Origin of the sequence: Stenotrophomonas rhizophila (assembly GCF_000661955.1) — a bacterium.
Lineage (GTDB): Bacteria > Pseudomonadota > Gammaproteobacteria > Xanthomonadales > Xanthomonadaceae > Stenotrophomonas > Stenotrophomonas rhizophila.
Genome location: NZ_CP007597.1, coordinates 189,358 through 210,366 on the forward strand (window position 1 = coordinate 189,358; position 21,009 = coordinate 210,366).

Sequence of the window (21,009 nt, forward strand, 5' to 3'; positions counted from 1 at the left end):
CATGGAGAGCTGCCCATGAACATTCCGGTATCGCCTGTGGTGTCGCTGGTTGCCCGTAGCTGGTGGGTGCTGCTGCTGTACGGCCTGGTCGCGCTGGTGTTTGGCGCGGTGGCCATCCTGCAGCCGCTCGCGGCCGCCACCGCGCTGGCATGGGCGATCGGCGTGATGGCCGTGGTGGAGGGCGTGATCAGTCTGGTTGCACTGTTCGGCGGCAACAGCGGGGTATCGCGCGGTTGGCTGGCGGTGTACGCGCTGGCATCGCTGGTGTTCGGCGTGCTGGCGGTGATCAATCCGTTGGCCACGGCCAGCGTGCTGGTGTTGCTGCTGGCGGTGTGGCTGATCGTGGCCGGCATCCACCGCATCGTGTTCGCGGTGCGTGTGCGCCGCCACATCCAGGGCGAATGGCTGCTGATTCTCAGCGGCGTGCTGGCGATCGTGCTGGGCGCATTGCTGGTGGCCAACCCGCTGGCCGGTGTCGCCGTCACCACCTTGTGGATCGGAATCGGCAGCCTCATCTATGGCGTACTGCAGGTGGTGGTGGCGTTCCGCCTTCGCCGCCTGCGCTGACCGGTGCCGGGCCAGGCCCGCACCCCCCAACAAGGAGGAGGGCGTATGCGCAGGATGTTTCTTGCCGTGATGTTGCTGGCCGGCACGGTGGGCCTGGCCGGTTGCCAGAAGATCCACCAGGTGTTCGATCCCCCCTCCTCGGCGGCACCGTTGCCGCAGGCCCGCATCCAGATGCGCGAAGTGGACGAGCACGGCAGTGCCGCTGCCACCCTGTTGAAAGACGAGAATGGACGCCCGCTGGCCGTGCTGGAACCGGCGTTCATCACCACCGCCGATATCGCATCGGTCGCGCTGGACCGCAACACGCAGGGCGGCGAGCCGCTGCTGAGTCTGACCATGACCGACGCCGCCGCGCCGCGCATCCAGGCTGCCACCGAGGCCCGCATTGGCCGCCGGGTGGCCTTCAGCGTTGGCGAGAAGGTGCTGTCGGTGGCCACCATCCAGGGACCATTCGGCAAGGGCATGCAGGTGTCCGGCCTGGGCGATGCCACCCAGGCACAGCGCATGTACACCGAAATCACCGGGAAAACGCCCTGAGCGGAGAGCACTGCCGCGGAAAGGAGTCTGCTCAATGCGCACATCAACGTGGTGGGTCGGCCTGGTAATAATCATGGCGGCGCTATCGGCACGCGCCAGCGAACCGTGCCGCTGGCCGGCGGCGATGCCGTCGCCCGCCGTGGTGCTGGTGGGTGAGATACATGGCACCGACCAGGCGCCGGCCTTCGTGGGCCAGTTGGCCTGCGCCGCCTCGGCCGACGGCACGGCGGTGACCGTTGCGCTGGAAATCAGCGCCCGGGAACAGCCGCGGCTGGACGCCTACCTGGCGTCGGCGGGCACCCCGGCCGCGCGGGCGGCGGTGCTGGCCGGCCCGTTCTGGACCCGATCCACCCAGGACGGGCGGTCCAGCACCGCGATGCTGGCGTTGCTGGAACGGCTGCGCCGATTGAATGCCGACGGCCGCCGCGTCGCGGTGATTGCAGTGGACGAGGAACGCATCGGTGCCCGCGATGTGGACATGGCCGAGCAGATCACGCGTGCGGTGCAACCCGGCCGGCGCGTGATTGCGCTGCTGGGCAACGTGCATGCCAGCCAGCGGTTGGGGCGGCCGAACCTGCCCGGCTACGCGCCGGCGGGCTATCTGCTGCGTGGGCTCGCCCCGCTGGGCGTACGCGTGGGTGCCCACGGCGGTGAGGCGTGGGTATGCGCGCCGGTGTGTGGGGTACGCGCGTTTGGCCAGCAGCGCGTGAGCGGCGCGCCGATCGGGTATGCCGCTGGCGACCGTGCGCAGTCGGGGTATGACGGTGATTACACCGTGCCTGTGTATACCGCGTCGCTGCCCGCCGTTGGGGTGGTCGGGCAGGCGGCCGGGCAGAGCCCGGCGCTACGCTGGGGCGGGGCAGAGGCGGCCGGGCAGAGCCCGGCGCTACGGTAGGGCGGGCAGAGTCGGAGCCCGGCAGTACGCGTCAGCGGAAGTTGGCTTCGATCTGTTCCAGCGACTTGCCCTTGGTTTCCGGCAGCCAGAACGCGGCGATCAGGAAGTACAGCAGCGTGCACGCTGCCCAGAAGAAGAACATGCTGGCGTAGCCGTGGTGGCCTACGGTGGGCAGGAAGATCGCGGCGATCACGGTGGACACGAACTGGTTGATCAGCAGGGCGATGCTCATGCCGTTGGAGCGGATGCGGGTGGGCATCAGTTCGGACAGCGCCAGCCACACGCACACGCCCGGACCCACCGCGAAGAACGCCACGAACAGCAGGATGCAGCCGGCCACCAGCCAGCCGTGGGTGGGCGAGGGCACCGGGCCGATCATCGCGCGCTCGATCACCAGCGGCGCCTGTGCGGCGTGGGCGGGATCGGGGAAGGGGTTGAGGTGCAGCCGGCGGAAGAACGCGCCGATCACGCTGTCGGCCGACACCGCGTCTTCGCGGCGGATCTGCAGCGAGGCATCGATCGGGTTGTCGCTGCGCAGCGACCGCACGTTGCTGAAACCGCCGTACGCATACGACACGGTGAGCTGCTGCGGGGCGTCGCCGGCGTTGCGGTCCAGGCGGTGCCACTGGGCCGCATCCAGCGGCAACGACAGGCTGCTGCCGGCCACCTGCTGCTGCAGCTGCGCGTGCACGTCCAGCCGCCCGTGCTCGCTTTTGACGAACAGCAGCGCGGCGGCCAGCAGGGCCACGGTGATGCCACCGGTGCCCAGCATCAGCAGGAACTTGCGGCCCTTGCGGTCCACCAATACCAGCGCCACCACGGTCATCACCGCGTTGAGCAGCTTGATGGCCACGTCGGCGCCATTGGCCACCGACCCGGGCAGGCCGGCCTGGTTGAGGATGTTGACCGCATAGGCCAGCACCGAGTTGATGCCGGTGGCCTGGGTGAAGGCCAGCACCAGGCAGGCCAGCACGAACGGCCATACATAGCGACGGCTCAGCAGCGGGTCACGCTTTCCGCTGGCGCCGGTCTGCACGGCATCGGGTGCCTGGATGCGCTGCAGGGTGGGTTCCACATCGCGGGGCGCCACCGTGCGTTGCAGGGCAGCCCGCGCCTTATCGATACGGCCACGGCGTACCAGCCAGCGCGGCGATTCGCTGATCAGCAGCACGCCGCCGGTGAACACCAGCCCCGGCAGCAGGCAGGTCCAGAAGATGGTGCGCCAAGCGTGGTCCTTGACGTCGAACAGCAGGCGCTGCTGTTCGGCAACGGGCAGCTGGCGCACCGCCTCGGTGGCCGCGTCCACCGCATGGGCGTGGTACAGGCCGATCAACGCAGCCAGCACCAGCCCGATGGTCAGCAGCAGCTGGAACATCGCCGCGCCACGGCCGCGTCGTTCGGGACTGAGCACTTCGGCCAGGTACAGCGGCACCACCACGCCGATCAGGCCGCCGCTGATGCCCTGCAGCAGCCGCCCCATCAGCAGCGCGGCGTAGCCGTCGGACAGCGCCATGATCGGAATGCTGGCGGTGAACAGCACGCCGGCCACGAACATGGCGCCACGTCGGCCGATCAGGTCGGCCACCATGCCGGCGAACAGCGACGACAGCACGCTGCCCAGCAGTACCGCGGCCACCACGAAGCCCAGTTGCTGGCTGGTGAGGTGCCAGCTGGCGGTGGCGGTGGCCTCCAGGTAGGGCAGGGCGCCGGCGATGATGCCGATGTCGATGCCGTAGAGCAGGCCGCCCATGCCCCCCATGAACAGCAGGTAGCGGATTGGCCAGCGCGGGGCGTCGGCGGTGGGAACGGCAGTGGCGGCGGCGGTGGTCATCTACGCGTTCCTGGAAAGACGGGAAGAGGGGGCGGTGCCAGCAGCCGGGCCTGGCGAAGGTGGGCTGCTGGCCGGGCAGCGCCCGGCATTACAGGGGGATCGGGTGGCCGGTGACGAAGACCTGCTGCAACTGCAGTGCGGCATCCAGTACCACCAGGTCCGCGCGCGCGGCCGGGGCGATGCTGCCGCGATCGTCCAGGCCCAGGTACTGGGCCGGGAAGGTGGACACGCGCTGCGATGCATCGGCCAGCTCCAGCCCCACCTGCACCAGGTTGCGCAGGGCCTGGTCCATGGTCAGCGCGCTGCCGGCCAGTGAACCGGTGGCCAGGCGCACGCAGCCGCCGCACTTGTGCACGCGCTGCTCGCCGAGCGCGTACTCGCCGTCGGGCATGCCGGTGGCGGCGGTGGCGTCGGTCACCGCATACAGGCGCGGAATCGCGCGTGCGGCCAGCCGGATCACGCCCGGGTGCAGGTGCTGCAGGTCCGGGATGATCTCGGCGTATTGCGCATGCGCCAGGGCGGCGGCGGCAATGCCGGGGCGGTAGTGGTCCACGCCGGTCATGCCGTTGAACAGGTGGGTGAAGCCGGAGGCACCGGCCTGCAACGCGGCCACACCGTCTTCGTAGGTGCCGGCGCTGTGGCCCAGCTGCACGCGGATGCCCAGTGCGCACAGCGCGGGAATCAGGACGGTGTGCGCGCCGATCTCCGGGGCCAGTGTCATCACCCGGATCGGTGCCAGCGCCTGCAGCTGCTGGACCAGCGCCAGCGTCGCCTCCAGCGTGCGGTTGGGCTGCGCGCCCAGCCGCTGCGGGCTGATGAACGGGCCTTCCAGGTGCACGCCGGCGATGCAGGCGGCCGCGGCGTCGGGGGCGGCCATGGTGGCGGCAACGCCCTGCAGCGCATGGGCGATCTCGTCCAGGCCGGCGGTCATGGTGGTGGCCAGCAGCGTGGTGGTGCCGAAGCGCGCGTGGGTGCGGGCGATGGTGCGGGCCACGTCGCCGCCCTGCATCAGGTCCACGCCGGCCGCGCCATGCACATGCAGGTCGATGAAGCCGGGCAGGATCACCGGCAGCTGCGGATCATCGGCGCCGCTGTGGTCGTCCACCTGCAGCTGCCGGATATGGGTGTCGAAGTGCACGTGGCCGCGGCGCCACCCCAGCGGGGTGAGGATGCGGCCGTAAAGGGAGCGGGTCTGGGTCACGCGGGGGACTCGGCGATGATCACTTCGATGCCCAGCCGCTGCAGCCCTTCCAGGTACTCGGCGTCGATGCTGGCGTCGGTGATGACGGTGTGGACCTGGTCCAGCCGCGCGATGCGGTGCAGGCTGACCCGGCCGAACTTGGAGGCATCGGTGAGCACCACGATGCGGCGTGCGCGCTCGACCATGCGGTGGTTGAGGCTGGCTTCGGCCTCGTGGTGGGTGGTGAGGCCGAACTGCAGGTCCAGGCCGTCCACGCCCAGGAACAGGGTGTCGAAACTGTAGGTGTTGAGGCTGGCCTCGGCCTGGCTGCCCTGCAGCGACAGCGACTGCTTGCGCAGCAGGCCGCCGGTGAGCAGCAGTTCCACGCCCGGCGCGTTGGCCAGTTCCCAGGCGATGTTCAGACCGTTGGTCATCACCGTCACATCGCGATGCGCGCGCAGGTGCCGGGCCAGGGTCATCGTGGTGGAGCCGGAGTCGATGATGATGTTGTCGCCGGCCTTGACCAGCCCGGCCGCGTGCGTGCCGATGCTGTCCTTCACCGGCAGGTTCAGGGCGTCCTTCTCGTGGATGTCCTGTTCCTGCGGCGGGGTGCGCACCAGGGTGGCGCCGCCATGGGTACGCGTGGCCAGGCCCTGCGATTCGATGTGGGTCAGGTCGGCGCGGATGGTCACCGCCGACACGCCGAAACGCGCGACCAGCTCGCTGACCTGCACGTTGCCGTGCTCGACCAGCAACTGCAGGATCTGTTGGCGACGCTGGCGTGTATTGCGCATGGGGGCGATTCCGTTCGGAAGGAAAGCCGAAGCTTACCGTTCCGAAAGCTCCGTGGCCCGGGAAGTTTCGTTATCGGCCCCGGCGCGGTTGCGATTGCAGGCGCGGGCGTAATCGCCCAGCCGTTCGGCCACCTTGTGCTGGATCAGCGCCAACGGCTCGGCCGTCAACTCGCCGGCTTCGATGGCCAACTGCTGGTTGGGCAGGAACTGGCTGAGCAGGATCTGCGGCGGCGCGTGCTGGCGCAGGTTGGCCACCAGCGTCTGCAGTGCCGCCACCACGGCCGGCTCGCCCCAGTAGTAGCGGCTGCGGTCGCTCAGCGAATAGGCGCGCAGCAACCGCAGTTCGCGTTCGTCGCCCTGGTAGTAGCTGCGCCAGCTGCCCGGCTTGTCGCGCATGCACTGGTCCAGCACGGCGATCACGTTGGAACACTGCGCCGCCGGCAGCAGCTCGGCTTCGATCATGGCCAGGGCGAACACCGCTTCGCGGAAGGCATAGGTGGCGGCCGGGCCAACCTTGAGGATGGCGAAGTGGTCGCGCACCAGCGCGTGCAGGCCGGCTTCGGTCTGGTAGTCGGTGGAGTGCGCCTCGAACACGATGCGCGGCTGCGCGTCAACAAACGCCGACAACGCGCGCGCTGCGGACGGGTCGTAGTAGTGCACGCTGCTGTGGTCGAAATCGACGCCGGGCTGCACCACCATCGCAATCACGCGCTCCCATGCCGGCAGGAGGTCCGGGGCGGAAAACGCCTCGCGGTGGATGGCCAGGGTGGTGGCTGCCGCCGCCGGCGTGGTGACCTGCAGGCCACCGGCCAGCGAGGCTTCGCCGCCGGGGATCGGGACTTCAGTGCCGATCACGTACACCGGCGGCGGCAGGCCGTGCGCGGCGGCGGTGCGCTCGGCGATGCGGGCCAGCTCGGCCGAGCGTGCCGCCACCACCGCATCGGGCAGCGGGGTGGGGTCATCGACGCAGGACATGCTGCAGTCCAGGTGGATCTTGTGGAAGCCGGCGGCCACGTACGCTTCGATCAGCGTGCGCGCGTTGGCCATCGCCACCTCGGCCGGGCCCTTCTGCCACGCATTGGGGCCCAGGTGGTCGCCGCCGAGCACCAGCCGCTCGGCCGGGAAGCCTGCATCGCGCGCCAGTTGGAGCACGTAGTCGCGGTACTGCGGCGGGGTCATGCCGGTGTAGCCACCGAACTGGTCCACCTGGTTGGAGGTGGCCTCGATCAGCAGCAGGGTGTCGTAGCGCTGGGCGACCTGCATGGCCGCCAGCAGCACCTGTTCATTGCTGCAGCACACGCTGTACAGGCCCACGGGGTGGCCCTGGCGATGGGCGGCGATCAGCGATTGGATGGCAGACATGGCAACTCCGGAAACAAGCGGTGCAACAAAGGGGTATCAGCAGGCAGGGTGGTGCTGGCGGGCCAGCAGCGCCGCGCCACGCGCACCGCCGGCATCGCCGAAGGTGGGCGGCAGGATCGGCGGCACGCGCACCCCCTGGAACAGGTAGGGAACGATCGCGGCGGGCAGGTCGTGGTACAGCTGCTCCAGCTTGGACAGGCCGCCGCCCAGCACGATCACGTGCGGGTCGATGGCCAGGATCAGGTTGGCAAAGCTGTAGCCGAGCAGGTCGCGGTGGATCGCCAGCGCCCGCGTGGCGACGGCATCGCCGGCGTGGGCCAGCGCCACCACGGCGGTGGCGTCCACCGCGTCACCGCCGCGGCCTTCGTGGATCAGGGCCAAGCCATTGCCGGACACGTAACGCTCCAGGCAACCGCGCAGGCCGCACGCGCAGGGCAGCACCGGCAGCGCGTGGCGTTGCAGCAGGGTGGCCGGAATGCTCCAGTGCCCCCACTCGCCGGCGATGCCGTTGGCACCGGTGAGCAGCTGGCCACCCACACAGAAACCGCCGCCGGCGCCGGTGCCGAGGATCGCGCCGAACATGCTCGGGTACCCCGCGCCCGCGCCGCCGTGGGCCTCGCTCAGGGCGAAGCACTGCAGGTCGTTGCCGAACTGCAACGGCCGTTGCAGCCGGGCCTGCAGGTCCTCGCCCACCAGGCGGCCGGTGAGGCTGGGCACGTTCGCACTCAGCTGCCGCCCGGTGCTGCGGTCGCGCACGCCCGGCAGGCCGATACCGATGGCACGGCACGCGCCGCCCAGCGTGCGGTCGGCGCTGTGCACCAGCCCGGTGATCGCCTGCAGGAAGGTGTCGTAGTCCTGCGTGGGCGTGGTCACCCGCTCACGGTGCAGTTCGCGCAGGGTGGCGTCGTAGGCCACCAGCTCGATCTTGGTGCCACCAACGTCGATGCCGTACCAGCACTGCATGGGCATGCCCTGCTCAGCCATGGGAATGGATGGTCACGCCCTGCACGACCCGGTTCACGGTGCCGTCGGGGAAGGGGTTGTCCGGGGTCATGCCCAACGCCGCCGAACGCTGCAGCGCATAGCACTGCGGCATCAGCAGCCACAGCGGGGCCAGCCAGCTGTCGTCCAGCGCGGGTGCGTCGAGCACGAAGTCGCCGTCGGCGCGGTCATCGCCATCTGGACCCACCGAGATCACCCGTGCGGCGATGCCATCGCCACGCAGTTCGTCCAGCAGGTCCTGTTCGTAGCGGCGCGACAGCGGCTGCGCGCTGCGCAGCATCACCACCAGGGTGTCGCCATTGAGCGTGGACTTGGGACCGTGGCGGAAGCCGAGCGGGGTGTTGGCCAGCGCCAGCACCTGGCCGGCGGTGAGCTCGAGCACCTTCAGCGCCGCTTCGCGGGCCAGTGCTTCCAGCGGGCCGCTGCCCAGGTAGATGACGCGCGAATACGCGGCCTGGGCCAGCGTGCCCACGGCACCGTCCCACGCCTGCAGGGCACGCTCGCCGTGGCTGGCCAGGCTGCGCAGGCGCTGCACGCGCTGCGGCCACGGCGCGCTGTCGAACACGCTCAGCGCGGCCAGCAGCATGCTGCTCAGGCTGCTGGTCATGGCAAAGGCGCGGTCGCAGCTGGGCGGCGGCATCAGCAACGACAGCGTGTCGCTGCGGCCATGGCCACGCCGGGCCAGTTCGCCGTCGGCATTGCAGGTGATGTCCAGGAAGCGCGCGTCGTCGACCTGGTCGCGCACCAGTTCCACCGCCGCCACGCTTTCCGGGCTGGAGCCACTGCGCCCGAACGACACCAGCAGGGTCGGGCGGTCGCGGCGCAGGTACAGCGCCGGGTGGGTGAGCAGGCTGGTGGTGTGGAGCGCGCGGACCTCGGCGGGCCACTGCGCATTGATGTGGTCGGCCACCATTTCGGCGATGAAGCCCGAGCTGCCGGCACCGGTGAAGATCACCAACTGGCCGGGCTGGCGCAGTGCCTCCCCAAGGAAGCGGTCGATGCGCGCCTGCGCGTCATCGAGGAGGTCGGCCAGGGCAGTCCACATGCGCGGCTGCTGGGCGATTTCTTCGGCGGTATAGGCGCCGCCAAGGCGCTGCCACGCGGGCAAGTCGGTAAGCACAGAAGCGTCCATTCGCAATTCCTGTTGGGCGACCGCACCTTCTGCGTTTTCTTTCGAAATGTCAAATATCGAAAGATAAAGAAAAGCTAGGGCGGTCACAGTTTTTACGAATCGATCGGGTCGACCGCAGGGCGCTCCCCTGCGGATGCCGCACCGCAGCAAGGTTTCAGGCGGCAACAATCGCGTATTCAGCCGCCATATAGAAAGCAGCTCCCGTCATATCTTTCGTTTTAAAGAAAATATCCTTCCTTTTTCTTTGCAATTTGTTGACATCTTTCGAGACCCTGCCCTAGAGTCGGCCGCACTGGTTTCAGATTCCCGCTGACCGCGGGCTTGGGGGCAAGGTGGAATCCCGGTTTCGACGTACTGGCCTGATGGTGGCCCTGCTGTCCGCGTTGGCGGCGGCACCGGCCGTGGCCGAGCCCTTGGGCAACCTGGCCCGTATCAGCGCTGCTCCCAACAAGGACGGCAGCCCCGGCTGGGATATCCGCACCGACAACGGCATGCTGCTGCGCGTGGACCTGCTGGGCGAGGACATGCTGCGCGTGCAGGCCGGACGCAACGGCACGCTCAGCGGCGCCGGCGACAAGGCCGCACCGATCGTGGTGCCGCAGCCGGCCGCGAAGGTGGCCGCCCAGCTGGAAGAAGACGGCACCGAAGTCCGCATCCGCACCGCTGCGCTGGTGTTGCACATCCAGCGCCAACCGCTACGCCTGGCGCTGGACCGCCGCGACGCAGGCGGCGCGGTACCGCTGTGGCGCGAGCTGCAGCCACTGGACCTGGGCAAGGACCAGAGCGTGCAGGTGCTGTCCAGCGACGCCGACGAACACTTCTTCGGTGGCGGCCAGCAGAACGGCCGCTTCGCCTTCAAGGGCCGCGAACTGGAGGTGTCCTATTCCGGTGGCTGGGAAGAGGGCGACCGCCCCAACCCCGCGCCCATGCTGCTGAGCGCACGCGGCTGGGGCATGCTGCGCAACACCTGGAGCGATGGCACCTACGATCTGCGCCAGGCCGACCAGGCCACGCTGCTGCACCGCGAAGACCGCTTTGATGCGTACTACTTCGTCGGCCCCAGCCTGCACACGTTGCTGGATCGCTACACCGCACTGACCGGCCGCGCCGGCCTGCTGCCACGCTGGGCGTTTTCCTATGGCGACGCCGACTGCTACAACGATGGCGACAACATCAAGAAGCCCGGCAGCGTGCCCGATGGCTGGAGCGACGGTCCCACCGGCACCACCCCCGACGTGGTGGACAGCGTGGCCAAACAGTACCGCGACCACGACATGCCCGGTGGCTGGATCCTGCCCAACGATGGCTACGGCTGCGGCTACAAGAAGCTGCCCGAGACCGTGCAGGGCCTGGCGAAGTACGGCTTCAAGACCGGGCTGTGGACCGAGAACGGCGTGGACAAGATTGCCTGGGAAGTGGGCACCGCCGGCAGCCGCGTGCAGAAGCTGGACGTGGCCTGGACCGGCAAGGGCTACCAGTTCGCGATGGACGCCAACCAGTCCGCGTTCAACGGCATCCTGCACAACTCCGATTCGCGCCCGTTCCTGTGGACGGTGATGGGCTGGGGCGGCATTCAGCGCTACGCGGTGGCGTGGACCGGCGACCAGAGCAGCAGCTGGGATTACATCCGCTGGCACATTCCCACCCTGGTCGGCTCGGGGCTCTCAGGCATGGCCTACGCCAGTGGCGATGTGGATGCGATCTTCGGCGGCAGCGCTGAAACCTTCACCCGCGACCTGCAGTGGAAGAGCTTCACCCCGGTGCTGATGGGCATGTCCGGCTGGTCGGGCAACGCCCGTAAGCACCCGTGGTGGTTCGACGAGCCTTACCGCAGCGTCAACCGCGACTACCTCAAGCTGAAGATGCGCATGACCCCGTACATGTACGGGCTGGCGCATGACGCGGCCACCACCGGCGCGCCGCTGCTGCGCGCGCTGATGTGGGACTACCCGCAGGACCCGCAGGCCTACACTGAAGCCTACAAATACCAGTTCCTGCTCGGCCGCGAACTGTTGATCGCGCCGGTGTACCGCAGCCAGGCGGCCAGCCGTGGCTGGCGCCGTGACATCCACCTGCCGCAGGGCCGCTGGATCGACTACTGGGATGGCCGCCAGCTGCAGGCCGGTGCCGACGGCCGCACCCTGGACCGCGCCGTGGACCTGGCCACGATCCCGGTGTTCGTGCGGGCCGGCGCGATCATTCCGATGTACCCGGACATGCTCTACGACGGGCAGAAGCCGCTGGATGAAGTCACCTTCGACCTGTACCCGCAGGGCGATGCGCAGTACACCCTGTACGAAGACGACGGCAACACCCGGCGCTACGAGAAGGGCGAATCCAGCACCCAACAGGTGACCGTCAAAGCTCCCACGCAGGGCACTGGCCCGGTGCAGGTCACCATCGGTGCGGTGCAGGGCCAGTACGCCGGCCAGCTTCCGCAACGCCGCTACGCCTTGCGCGTGCTCAGCCGCCAGCGCCCCACCGCGGTCACCCTGGGCGAGCGCGCGCTGCCGATGCTGGCCGACAAGGCGGCGTGGCAGGCGGCCAGCGAAGGCTGGTACTTCGATGCCGCCGAGCGTCGCGGCACGCTGCATGTACGCACCGCGCCCACCGACATCCGCCAGCCGCTGGCGCTGCAGCTGGCCCTGCCGGTAGCCGCCGCCGTTGCGGACGACGCGTACCCCGCCGCGCCGGAACTGGGCCGCGCACTGCCGTCGGACAGCCTGCTGGTGGTCAACCGCCCGGCCGAAGAGCAGGGCTACGAACTGGAAAAAGCCTTCGATGACGACCCGGCCACGTGGTTCCGCACGGTGCGCAACCAGGCGGTGAAGACCGGCGCGCACGAATGGGTGCTCGGCTTCGGCGAACGCAAGCTGATCGACGGCATCGAGCTGGCGCCGCGCAACGACCAGCACTGGAAGAACGGCCAGATCCGCGACTACGAGATCTACCTGGCCGACAGCAATGGCGAGTGGGGCGAACCGGTCAAGCGTGGCCGCCTCACCCTGCAGCAGGGCACGCAGCGGATCGACTTCCCCGCCCACGCCGGCCGCCTGCTGCGCTTCCGCGTGCTGAGCACGCAGAACCCCGACGGCGACGGCGCCGGCGCCAGTGATCCGATGGTGACCGCCGCGCAGGGCAGCGTGGCCCGTGCGGTGGATGCGCTGCAGCCGCGCGACGTTGGCCCCATCGTGCTGTCCAGCTTCCATGTACTGGAACATCCGCAGCCCACCACGCCCGCCCAGCAGCTGTACCTGTCTGCGCTGACGCTGCCGGCCGCGTTGCAGGCAAGCGTGGCCAGCGACCACGCCTTTGGCGGCCAGGCGGCATTGCGCATGAACGGCCTGCTGTTCCGCCGCGGCCTGGGGGTGAATGCCAACAGCCGCATCGACCTGAAGCTAACCGGCAGCTGGCGCCTGCTGCGCGCCGATCTCGGCATCGATGACCAGTGCCGCGCCGCCGGTGGCATGCAGTTCCAGGTGTGGGGCGACAACCGGCTGCTGTATGACAGCGGCCTGGTCAAGGCGCCCGGCGTGGTCAAACCGGAGCTGGACGTGCGCGGCCTGCATACCTTGAGCCTGCGCACGCTGGGCGCGCAGGGCGACCACCCCGCGCAGGTCTGCGGCAACTGGGCCAACGCCGCGCTGATCGGACAGGAGGGCGATACCGCCAGCATCGTGTCGCCGTAACCAACGCAACACGCTTTCAGAAAAACAGCTCTCTCCGTTTCCCGTCTGCGGCCGTGTGGCCGCGGCACGGGGGACGTTTGCCCGAAAACACCCATCCACCGCCAGCCCCACGCTGCGGATCGAACAAGGAGACACAGATGTTGACCGAACGCCATCGCCATCGCTGCATCCCCGCTACCCCCTTGTCCATCGCACTGGGCCTGGCCCTTGCCGTGGTCGGCAACGCCGGTGCGCAGGAGGCCGCGCCCGCTGCCAAGGCCACCGAGCTGCAGCGCATTGAAGTGACCGGCTCCAACATCCGCCGCAGCGACGTGGAAACCGCCTCGCCGGTGCAGGTGATCAGCAAGCAGGACATCGAGAACATGGGCGCGCGCACGCTGCTGCAGGTGCTCGACAACCTGCCCGCCGCGCGGCCGGCCCAGCAGGATTCCCGTTCGCTGTTCACCGGTTCCGACGGCGCCTCGCAGGCCAACCTGCGCGGCCTCGGCGCGCAGGGCACGCTGGTGCTGCTGAACGGCCGTCGCCTGTCGTACTACGGCGCGCCCGCCGGTTTCCAGACTCAGTTCGTCAACATCGATGCGATTCCCGCCGCGGCGATCGAACGCATGGAAGTGCTCACCGACGGCGCCTCGGCGGTGTACGGTACCGACGCGGTGGCCGGCGTGATCAACGTGATCACCAAGCGCTCCTACCAGGGCGCGGAGATCAACCTCACCACCGACAAATCGTCGCGCATCAGCTCCTACGGCGAACACCAGGGCAGCATCACCGCCGGCTTCGGCGACCTGGATGAAGACCGCTACAACGTGTACGCCTCGGTCAACCTGTACCGGCGTGATGCGATTCCGCTGAGCGACTTCTACGACAAGCGCCCGTCCCAGTACTACGTCAACAACCCCAACTACCTGCCCAACCTGCGCCTGGGCACCGGCAGCAAGCCGGGCGAGTTCAACCCGGGCAGCTACTTCGCCTTCGACCCGGTCACCGGCCGCCGCGTGCAGGAAGCCGCGCCCGGCTGCAACAACGTGCTCACCAGTGAAGCGGCCGGCCCGCGCTGTATCTGGGAGACGTGGATGAACAACGAGATCGACGCCGGTGCCAAGTCCGAGCGCAACACCGCCTACGTCAACGCCCACTTCCTGATCGGCGACAGCACCGAAGCCTTCGCCGAAGCGACCTACACCGATATCGACCTGACCGCCAATGGCGGCACCCCGCGTGCCTACGGCACCACCACCGGCAACCCCACCAGCTGGTTCTCGCGCAACACCGGCACCACGGTCAACCAGTTCCTGTACCCGTACCTGGGCCCGAACAACGAGTACAACCACGCCTCGCCCGAACTGAAAGCCCTGATGGGCGGCGTGGTGGGCCTGCAATACCTGCTGCAGGACGTGGGCGCCAACCACTTCGGCCAGCGCAACACCGACCAGAGCTACCGCGTGGTGGCCGGCCTGCGGGGCGACGTGGGCGACTGGAACTGGGAAACCGCCTTTGCCACCGCCGGCAGCCACTCGGTCACCTACCAGACCACCAACGTCAACCTGGCCGGCTTCGAGAAGGCGTTTGGCCCGTACAGCGTCGACCCGGGCACCGGGCGGGTGATCATCTCCGACCACCCGGCCTATAAATTCGGCGAATACAGCGAAGCCAACGCGGCGCTGATCCGCGAAGCATTCCCCACCTTCGACATCCAGTCCTGGACCCGCCTGCACACCCTGGACGGCAAGATCGAAGGCCCGCTGTTCCAGATGCCCGCCGGTGAAGTGCGCGCGGCCTTCGGCTTCAATGCCAGCCGCGAAACCTTCTACACCCCCGGCAACCCGGACGCGGCCAACGGCCTGATCACCCAGCAGGGCGGCTCCTGGTTCGACGGCAAGCGCAACACCTACGCGCTGTTCGCCGAAACCGTGGCCCCGCTCACCGAGAAGCTGGAACTGGACGCGGCGCTGCGCGTGGACAAGTACCCCGACTTCAGCGCCAACCTGGCCCCGAAGGTGGGCCTGAAGTACCAGATGTTCGACCAGCTGATGCTGCGCGGCACCTATTCCACCGGCTTCCGTGCGCCCAGCCTGGCCGAATCCGGCAACGGCGGTGTGTTCGCCCAGCTTGGCGGCTACCGTGACGAAGTGCGCTGCAACGAGACCAACGCCATTGCCAACCTGCTGCTGCAATCCCAGCGCGGCGGTGACGTGGACCTGGGCAAGACCCTGCTCAACAGCGACTGCAGCCGTACCGTGGCGCGCATGACCCAGCCCAACCCGGAGCTGAAGCCGGAGAAGGCCAAGATCACCACGCTGGGCTTCGTCTACGAACCCACCGCGTGGCTGTCGGTGTCGGCCGATTACTGGTTCATCTACCGCACGAACGAAATCGTCGCACCCGATTACACCCGCGACGAAGACATCATCTCCTCCACCCGCTCGCCGATCACCGAGGCCGACCGCGCCAACCAGGCGGCGCTGGCGGCCATGTGCGCCGACCCGGCCAGCGGCGTCAGCTGCCCCGGCACGCTGCCCGGTTACAGCACCGGCAACGTGGCCAGCGTGGTGGGGCAGTACAAGAACCGCGGCAAGACCCTGATCGACGGCTTCGACATCGACGCGCGCAGCCGCTTCTCGCTGGGCGAGTGGGGCAACCTGAACATCGGCGTGGCCGCCACCATCGCCAACCGCAACCGCTCCTACCTGGACGACGAAAGCGGCTGGTACTACGGTGACCTGGTGGGGTATTACAACAACCCGCGCCTGCGGGCCACGTTGAACGCCGACTGGAGCTACAAGCAGGTCACCACCAGCATGTTCATCAACTACGTGGGCGGCACCAAGTGGGCGCTCCAGCAGATCGATGAAGAAGACAACAACCCGCAGACCTGCACCGCCGGCTACCTGCCGGTGGAGCAGAGCAAGTGCGACGGCGCCCCGTCGTGGTGGACGGCCAACCTGAGCGTGGCCTGGCGCCCGGACGACCACTGGAACGTGGGCTTCACCATCAAGAACCTGTTCGACCGCCTGCCGTTCTACGATCCGAACAGCTTCCTGGGCGATTCCAGCGATTACGCGACCATCTTCGGTCGTGGTTACAGTCTGACCGTCGGCTACAAGTTCTGACGGTTCCACCGCGCCGGCCCCCGCCGGCGCGGTCTCAAGAGGAGGAGTGTTCCATGCAACGTAGGGAATTCATCGCGGCCAGCGCCGCCGTCGCCGCCAGCAGCCTGCTGCCGCAGGTACCGGCCTGGGCGCGCGGGCGCAAGGTGCGGCTGGGCCTGATCGGCACGGGTATGCGCGGCCAGGTGCTGCTGAAGGAACTGGTGCGCCGCGACGACGTGGAAGTGGTGGCGCTGTGCGACATCGAACCGATCATGCTCGGCCGCGCCGTGGAGATGGTGGCCAAGGCCGGCAAGCCGGCGCCGAAAACCTACGGCCAGGACCGCGACGTCAATGCCTGGAAGCGCCTGCTGGAACAGCGCGGGCTGGACGGCGTGGTCATCGCCACCCCGTGGGAGTACCACGCCCCGATGGCCATCGCGGCCATGCAGGCCAGGATCGCGGTTGGCTGTGAAGTGGTGGCCGGCATCACCCTGCAGGACCATTGGGACGTGCTCAAGACCCAGCTGTCCACCGGCACCCCGTACATGCTGCTGGAGAACGTCTGCTACCGGCGCGATGTGATGGCCGCGCTGCAGATGGTGCGCCAGGGCCTGTTCGGCGAGCTGGTGCACCTGCAGGCCGGCTACCAGCACGACCTGCGCGGGGTGAAGTTCAACTCCGGCGACCCCAACCAGCCCTATGACAGTGGCGTGGAGTTCGGCGCCAAGGGCTGGTCCGAGGCGCGCTGGCGCACCGAGCACTCGGTCAAGCGCAACGGCGAGCTGTACCCCAGCCACGGCATCGGCCCGTGCGCCATGTACACCGGCATCAACCGCGGCAACCGCTTCACCCACATCAACGCCTTCGCCAGCAAGGCGCGTGGCCTGCACGATTACACCGTGGCCAAGAGCGGCGGCACCACCCACCCCAGCACCAAGGTGGCGTTCAAGCTCGGCGACGTGGTGACCACCACGCTGGCCTGCGAGAACGGCGAAACGATCATCCTGCAGCACGACACCTCGCTGCCGCGCCCGTACTCGATGGGCTTCCGCGTGCAGGGCACCAAGGGCCTGTGGATGGACGTCAACCAGTCCATCCACATCGAAGGCCGCAGCCCGCCGCACAAGTGGGAAGACTTCAAGGCCTACCAGGACCAGTACGAGCACCCGCTGTGGAAGCAGCACGCCGACACCGCCGCCAGCGCCGGCCACGGTGGCATGGACTGGTTCGTGATCCATGCGTTCGTTGAGGCCTTGAAGGCCCGCGCGCCGATGCCGATCGACATCTACGACGCCATCACCTGGAGTGCGATCACCCCGCTGTCGGAGCAGTCCATCGCCAACAGCTTCCAGACGCTGGAATTCCCGGACTTCACCGCCGGGCTGTGGAAGCAGCGCAAGCCGATCTTTGCGTTCGACGGGACGTATTGAGCAACGGCGCACCGACCAACGGTCGGTGCCTACCGGCGGGGTGCACCGGGCCAGGGCCGGTGCACACCCGACGCCGTTCGCCATCGCACTGTCACGCAGGCTGCGCACAGTACATGCCCACCCGGCCACCGTCGGGCCCCGCGGTGCGCGGCGGCGCGCGGTCCGGGTTCATGACACGGTGACGGAGCAAGCGCGATGGGTGTGTGGCAATGGCGGGGCGGCGCCCGCATACGGGGCTGGCTGGTACTGGCGGGGCTGGCTGCGGCCGGCACCGGCAGCAGCGCCGAACCTGCGGTGCCCGCCACATGGCAGGCCTATGCCGACAGCGCCAGTAGCGCGCTGGCCGAACGGCTTGCGCGCACCGACGACCCGCGCGTGGTTCGCCTGCAGGCGTTCCTGGAGCAGCACCCCACGACTGCACCGGCCACCCCGCTGGTGGTGAGCCTGTGGATCGACGCGGGCGGCACGGTGATCCGCAGCCAGTTCGCCTCGCTGGGGGATGCGCAGGCCGACGCCGACCTGCGCGCCGTGCTGGACCATGCGCCCCTGCCCGGACCCCCGCCGCCCGGCATGCGCCAGCCGCTGCGCCTGGGGCTGGGGATGCAACCGGCCGAACCCACCGTTCCTTAGTCGCTCACGGACGCACCGGTGCGGGCGGCGGGGCAGGCCGTTGTGGCTGGGTGGACACCCCGAAACTGGTGCCCATGCGCTGCTGGGTGGCGGCCCGGTTGGCCAGCCCCAGCGCACTGGGCGGTTGGCGCACGCGCTGCTCGGCGGCCATCGGGGCCGTGGATGCCGGTGTCGCCGTCGCCGCCGGCGGTGCCAACATCCGGCTCATGCAGGCGTAATCGCGGATCCGCTCGCCATTGACCTCCAGCTCGATGCAGCCGGTGCCATCGGCCGCGTCGCCTGCCCGTGCGGCCGGGCCGTACAGGCCCAGCCACAGCGCGGCACAGGCCAGCACCGCGCACCCCCTGCGTGAAATGTTCTGCATCATGTCTGTCACCGCGTTGCAATGAAGCCGCTCTAACGTGACCGGCTTGGCGTTCTGATGCTGGCGTGTCTTGCATGCAGTTTGATGACACCGGGGCGCGGACCCGCCCGCGACCGCTGCTGGGGCTGGCGCTGGGGGCGATGTGCAGTGCCGCGCTGGGCTTGTGGCTGCCGTGCGCGGCAGCCGCCGGTGTCGACGACAGCGGCACGCCACGTCGCTTCGACATACCGGCACAACCGTTGCCGCACGCCTTGCAGTCGTATGGGGAGATCACCGGGGTGGCGGTACTGATCGATGCGCATCTGCTGGGTGGGCTGCGCTCCACGCCGGTCCAGGGCACCTTTGCGCCGCTGCCTGCGTTGCAGACCCTGCTGGAAGGCACCGGGTTGGCGCCGCGCTTCGTCGACGGCGCGGCCTTCACCCTGGTTCCCGCCGATGCGGTTGCCGCGGCCGCGCCGTCGGACGCGCCCGCCGCTTCGGCAGGCACGGTGCCGGCACACGCCGCGCGGATCATCCAGCGCTCGCTTGAGCAGGCGCTGTGCGGCACCCGCGCCACGCGCCCGGGCAGCTACCGTGCCGTGCTGCAACTCTGGTTGAATGCCGACCACCGCGTTGAAAAAAGCACCCTGCTGCAGGGCAGCGGCGACACCGCGCGCGACGATGCGCTGCTGGCCCGCGTGCGCGGGCTTGCGCTGCCGGGCCTGCCCAGTGGCCTGCCGCAGCCGATCACGCTGCAGCTGCTGCCGCGCAGCGCGAACGCAACGGTGCCCTGCAAGGGCGCGCCGTGAGCAGCCTGGGCAGCGTGCTGCTGGAACACTACGAGGCGTTCCGCAAGCGCCTGCGGCGGCGGCTCGGCTCGGACGACCTGGCGCTGGATGCGCTGCAGGAAACCTGGCTGCGGGTGGAGCGCATGGGCGGCGCACAGCCGCAGCGCAATCCGGTGGCCTACCTGTTCCGGATGGCGGTCAACGCCGCCAGCGATCAGCGCAGCGCCCACGCCCGGGTGCTCACCGGCGCCGAGGTGGAGGCGCTGATGGAAGAGGGCACCGACCACCTGGACCCGGCCACGGTCACCTTTGGCCGTGCGGAGATGAGCGCGCTCACCGATGCACTGCGCGAACTGCCCGCGCGCCAGCGCGCCATCCTGATTGCCGCCCGCGTTGAACATCGCCCCATCGAGGCCATTGCTGCCGAACACGGCGTGTCCGCGCGGATGATCGGCAAAGACCTGAAGAAGGCGCTGCAGCATTGCGCCGCACGGCTGGACCGGCCGCTGGTGCAGCGGTTCGGTCCCGGCGCCGGAAAACCGTCATGACTGGTATGAACCCGCTTGCCTCCACCGTGATTCCGCCCGACCTGCAGCAGCAGGCGCACGACTGGCTGCTGCGCCTGCAGGGCGCGCCCGTCACCCAGGCCGACGCCGATGCCTTCCGGCGCTGGCGCGCGCTCGACCCGCGGCATGCGGCGGCGTTCGCGCAGGCGCGTGCCCTGTGGAATGCGCTGGGCCCTGCACTGCAGGCCGGCAACGCCGCCGCGGCACCACCCGCCGCCGCGTCGCTGCCATTGCCCGTGCCCACCGCCCACGCGCGCCCGCGCAGCCGGGTCAACCGCACGCGCCGCGCGTTCCTCGGCGGTGCCGTGGCGGCAGCCGCCGGCGGCTGGCTGATGTGGCCGGAGATGGACGCGCTGGGGGCCGACTTCCGCACCGCCACCGGCGAGCAGCGCACGCTGGAGATCCAGGGTGTCGCGGTGGCCATGGGCACCCGCACCGACCTGCGCCGCGTCGACGGCGGCACCGGCCTGCAACTGGGCCAGGGCGAAGCGCAGTTCAGCGTGCCTGCGCGCGGCCGCGCCGACTTCGCGATCCATGTCGACGGTGCCCGGGTCACGCCGGCCGCCGGCGCGCGGATCAATGTGCGTTGCGTCGGTGCCGACGCGCGCGTCACTTGCCTGGCCGGCAGCGCCACGCTGACGCGCGGCACGCGCACAGTGACGCTGCAGCCGGGCTGGCAGGCGCGCCTGGGCGGCGACCGCATCGCCTCGGTCGCGCAGGTGGCCACCGACCGCATCGACGCGTGGCGTCAAGGGTGGCTGGTGGCCGATGACCAGCCACTGGCCGACGTGGTGGACGAGATCAACCGCTACCGCCCCGGCCGCATCGTCATCACCGGCACGGCGCTGCAGGCGCGGCGGGTGCAGGCGCGCATTCCCCTGCGTGACCTGGACACCTTCATCGACCTGGTACGCGACGTGTACGGCGCGCGCGTGGTGCACATGCCCGGCGGCGTGGTCCTGCTCGGCTGAGCAGGCCGCGCATCCGTGCGCGATTGCAGCACACCGCGATGACAGCGCGATGACGCGCACGGCACAAATCGCAGTGGCGTCATGTGCAGATGAATTTTTTGTTGCAACGGTTCAGTCGTTGCCACCTATCCGCGTCTTATCCAGCGTAACAAGCGCAACGCATTGCCCTGTCACGCTGTTTCCCGTTGCCAGGGAAAGGCGTG

17 protein-coding genes are annotated in these 21,009 nt (G+C 69.2%); 10 read left to right on the top strand and 7 right to left on the bottom strand.

Going from position 1 to position 21,009, the window contains the following annotated elements; all coding sequences use genetic code 11:
• Nucleotides 1-15 precede the first annotated feature (15 nt).
• The 3 genes from DX03_RS00835 to DX03_RS20330 all read left to right on the top strand — a co-directional run bounded on the left by DX03_RS00835 (nucleotide 16) and on the right by DX03_RS20330 (nucleotide 1,999).
• The gene (locus tag DX03_RS00835) at nucleotides 16-567 is read left to right on the top strand and encodes an HdeD family acid-resistance protein (protein ID WP_038685691.1); all 552 of its coding nucleotides are present in this window, start codon (nucleotides 16-18) and stop codon (nucleotides 565-567) included.
• Nucleotides 568-612: 45 nt separating this feature from the next.
• Nucleotides 613-1,104: a SecDF P1 head subdomain-containing protein gene (locus DX03_RS20325; RefSeq protein WP_185753422.1), complete on the top strand. Its 492-nt coding sequence runs from the start codon at nucleotides 613-615 to the stop codon at nucleotides 1,102-1,104.
• 73 nt (nucleotides 1,105-1,177) lie between these two features.
• Complete coding sequence (locus DX03_RS20330) at nucleotides 1,178-1,999, top strand: hypothetical protein (protein WP_051598692.1); 822 nt, start codon at nucleotides 1,178-1,180, stop codon at nucleotides 1,997-1,999.
• A 31-nt stretch (nucleotides 2,000-2,030) separates the two neighbouring features.
• Here the strand turns inward: DX03_RS20330 and DX03_RS00850 are convergent, their stop codons facing one another.
• From DX03_RS00850 to DX03_RS00875, 6 genes are all read right to left on the bottom strand, one after another.
• Nucleotides 2,031-3,830, bottom strand: coding sequence for an MFS transporter (locus DX03_RS00850; protein ID WP_038685693.1), 1,800 nt, complete (start codon nucleotides 3,828-3,830; stop codon nucleotides 2,031-2,033).
• 88 nt (nucleotides 3,831-3,918) lie between these two features.
• Nucleotides 3,919-5,031, bottom strand: a complete 1,113-nt coding sequence (gene nagA / locus DX03_RS00855; RefSeq protein ID WP_038685694.1) for an N-acetylglucosamine-6-phosphate deacetylase — start codon at nucleotides 5,029-5,031, stop codon at nucleotides 3,919-3,921.
• Entirely contained in the window at nucleotides 5,028-5,804 is a 777-nt protein-coding gene (locus DX03_RS00860; RefSeq protein ID WP_038685696.1) for a DeoR family transcriptional regulator, read from the bottom strand. Before DX03_RS00860 ends, nagA begins: the two co-directional genes overlap by 4 nt.
• A gap of 33 nt (nucleotides 5,805-5,837) precedes the next feature.
• The gene (locus DX03_RS00865) at nucleotides 5,838-7,166 is read right to left on the bottom strand and encodes a D-tagatose-bisphosphate aldolase, class II, non-catalytic subunit (protein ID WP_038685698.1); all 1,329 of its coding nucleotides are present in this window, start codon (nucleotides 7,164-7,166) and stop codon (nucleotides 5,838-5,840) included.
• 36 nt (nucleotides 7,167-7,202) lie between these two features.
• On the bottom strand, nucleotides 7,203-8,129 hold the full coding sequence (locus DX03_RS00870; RefSeq protein WP_102100657.1) for an ROK family protein: 927 nt from the start codon (nucleotides 8,127-8,129) through the stop codon (nucleotides 7,203-7,205).
• A gap of 13 nt (nucleotides 8,130-8,142) precedes the next feature.
• Complete coding sequence (locus DX03_RS00875; protein ID WP_038685702.1) at nucleotides 8,143-9,300, bottom strand: SIS domain-containing protein; 1,158 nt, start codon at nucleotides 9,298-9,300, stop codon at nucleotides 8,143-8,145.
• Nucleotides 9,301-9,662: 362 nt separating this feature from the next.
• On the opposite strand from DX03_RS00875, the gene DX03_RS00880 reads away from it, so the two are divergent.
• From DX03_RS00880 to DX03_RS00895, 4 genes are all read left to right on the top strand, one after another.
• The gene (locus DX03_RS00880; RefSeq protein WP_425598287.1) at nucleotides 9,663-12,989 is read left to right on the top strand and encodes a TIM-barrel domain-containing protein; all 3,327 of its coding nucleotides are present in this window, start codon (nucleotides 9,663-9,665) and stop codon (nucleotides 12,987-12,989) included.
• 137 nt (nucleotides 12,990-13,126) lie between these two features.
• Nucleotides 13,127-16,099, top strand: coding sequence for a TonB-dependent receptor domain-containing protein (locus DX03_RS00885; protein ID WP_038685705.1), 2,973 nt, complete (start codon nucleotides 13,127-13,129; stop codon nucleotides 16,097-16,099).
• Nucleotides 16,100-16,152: 53 nt separating this feature from the next.
• Complete coding sequence (locus tag DX03_RS00890) at nucleotides 16,153-17,508, top strand: Gfo/Idh/MocA family protein (protein WP_038685707.1); 1,356 nt, start codon at nucleotides 16,153-16,155, stop codon at nucleotides 17,506-17,508.
• A 195-nt stretch (nucleotides 17,509-17,703) separates the two neighbouring features.
• Entirely contained in the window at nucleotides 17,704-18,138 is a 435-nt protein-coding gene (locus DX03_RS00895; protein ID WP_038685709.1) for a hypothetical protein, read from the top strand.
• Between the two features lie 4 nt (nucleotides 18,139-18,142).
• Here the strand turns inward: DX03_RS00895 and DX03_RS00900 are convergent, their stop codons facing one another.
• The gene (locus DX03_RS00900; RefSeq protein ID WP_244880160.1) at nucleotides 18,143-18,505 is read right to left on the bottom strand and encodes a hypothetical protein; all 363 of its coding nucleotides are present in this window, start codon (nucleotides 18,503-18,505) and stop codon (nucleotides 18,143-18,145) included.
• Nucleotides 18,506-18,576: 71 nt separating this feature from the next.
• Here DX03_RS00900 and DX03_RS00905 point away from each other — a divergent pair, with 71 nt between their 5' ends.
• From DX03_RS00905 to DX03_RS00915, 3 genes are read left to right on the top strand one after another with little or no spacing between them, the layout of a single operon-like run.
• Complete coding sequence (locus DX03_RS00905) at nucleotides 18,577-19,290, top strand: hypothetical protein (protein WP_051598693.1); 714 nt, start codon at nucleotides 18,577-18,579, stop codon at nucleotides 19,288-19,290.
• Nucleotides 19,287-19,817 (top strand): RNA polymerase sigma factor, encoded by a 531-nt coding sequence (locus DX03_RS00910; protein WP_241658990.1) that lies wholly within the window; start codon nucleotides 19,287-19,289, stop codon nucleotides 19,815-19,817. The genes DX03_RS00905 and DX03_RS00910 overlap by 4 nt, the downstream gene beginning before the upstream one ends.
• Nucleotides 19,814-20,806 carry a FecR family protein gene (locus DX03_RS00915; RefSeq protein ID WP_081797109.1) on the top strand — a complete coding sequence of 331 codons (993 nt, stop codon included), beginning with the start codon at nucleotides 19,814-19,816 and terminating at the stop codon, nucleotides 20,804-20,806. Before DX03_RS00910 ends, DX03_RS00915 begins: the two co-directional genes overlap by 4 nt.
• The last annotated feature ends 203 nt before the right edge of the window (nucleotides 20,807-21,009 follow it).

Coding starts and splice junctions, on each gene's coding strand:
- DX03_RS00835 (WP_038685691.1), top strand. CDS start 16: ATGAACATTCCGGTATCGCCTGTGGTGTCGCTGGTTGCCCGTAGCTGG.
- DX03_RS20325 (WP_185753422.1), top strand. CDS start 613: ATGCGCAGGATGTTTCTTGCCGTGATGTTGCTGGCCGGCACGGTGGGC.
- DX03_RS20330 (WP_051598692.1), top strand. CDS start 1,178: ATGGCGGCGCTATCGGCACGCGCCAGCGAACCGTGCCGCTGGCCGGCG.
- DX03_RS00850 (WP_038685693.1), bottom strand. CDS start 3,830: ATGACCACCGCCGCCGCCACTGCCGTTCCCACCGCCGACGCCCCGCGC.
- DX03_RS00860 (WP_038685696.1), bottom strand. CDS start 5,804: ATGCGCAATACACGCCAGCGTCGCCAACAGATCCTGCAGTTGCTGGTC.
- DX03_RS00865 (WP_038685698.1), bottom strand. CDS start 7,166: ATGTCTGCCATCCAATCGCTGATCGCCGCCCATCGCCAGGGCCACCCC.
- DX03_RS00870 (WP_102100657.1), bottom strand. CDS start 8,129: ATGCAGTGCTGGTACGGCATCGACGTTGGTGGCACCAAGATCGAGCTG.
- DX03_RS00875 (WP_038685702.1), bottom strand. CDS start 9,300: ATGGACGCTTCTGTGCTTACCGACTTGCCCGCGTGGCAGCGCCTTGGC.
- DX03_RS00880 (WP_425598287.1), top strand. CDS start 9,663: ATGGTGGCCCTGCTGTCCGCGTTGGCGGCGGCACCGGCCGTGGCCGAG.
- DX03_RS00885 (WP_038685705.1), top strand. CDS start 13,127: ATGTTGACCGAACGCCATCGCCATCGCTGCATCCCCGCTACCCCCTTG.
- DX03_RS00890 (WP_038685707.1), top strand. CDS start 16,153: ATGCAACGTAGGGAATTCATCGCGGCCAGCGCCGCCGTCGCCGCCAGC.
- DX03_RS00895 (WP_038685709.1), top strand. CDS start 17,704: ATGGGTGTGTGGCAATGGCGGGGCGGCGCCCGCATACGGGGCTGGCTG.
- DX03_RS00900 (WP_244880160.1), bottom strand. CDS start 18,505: ATGATGCAGAACATTTCACGCAGGGGGTGCGCGGTGCTGGCCTGTGCC.
- DX03_RS00905 (WP_051598693.1), top strand. CDS start 18,577: ATGCAGTTTGATGACACCGGGGCGCGGACCCGCCCGCGACCGCTGCTG.
- DX03_RS00915 (WP_081797109.1), top strand. CDS start 19,814: ATGACTGGTATGAACCCGCTTGCCTCCACCGTGATTCCGCCCGACCTG.